The organism is Anaerotignum faecicola, from assembly GCA_024460105.1.
GTDB lineage: Bacteria > Bacillota > Clostridia > Lachnospirales > Anaerotignaceae > JANFXS01.
Genome location: JANFXS010000370.1, coordinates 1 through 426, shown reverse-complemented (window position 1 = coordinate 426; position 426 = coordinate 1). Strand labels below are relative to the sequence as shown.

The 426-nt window shown below is 49.8% G+C and carries 1 protein-coding gene; it reads right to left on the bottom strand.

Translation table 11 applies throughout. The annotated features are described in order from the left end of the window. Nucleotides 1-301, bottom strand: a 301-nt coding sequence (locus NE664_14430; GenBank protein MCQ4727831.1) for a metallophosphoesterase, incomplete at its 3' end; no start/stop codon positions are given. Between the last annotated feature and the right edge of the window lie 125 nt (nucleotides 302-426).

Sequence of the window (426 nt, the reverse complement as noted above, 5' to 3'; positions counted from 1 at the left end):
CCCAGGTAAAGCTTAAGAGTGCGGAATTATTCCGGATGCGGTCGTGATTGCCTGCGATGATGACGACGTGAACACCGGGTATCGTAGAAAACAGATAATTGACTTCTTTTAAATCCCTTGCCAGCGGCTGGCGGTGAAATAAATCGCCGGAAATAAACAGGCAGTCGGCTTCCAGCTGTCCCGCCTGTGCGACGGCTTTCGCGAAGGTATCTTTGATATCCTGGGAGCGTTCCTTGCTCCAGGGCTTATCGCTGTCCGGGCTCATGCCCCAGTGAACGTCTGCTATATGTACGAATTTCATAGTCATCACCTCATAGTCCCTCAGTTGTTTCCGGCGCCGTTTTTTTTATCCGGCTTTCCCAGTAAAGATACCACAAATTCCCTGCCGGAAAGGTAGGGAATTTGTGGTAGAATTCTAGAGTTCAC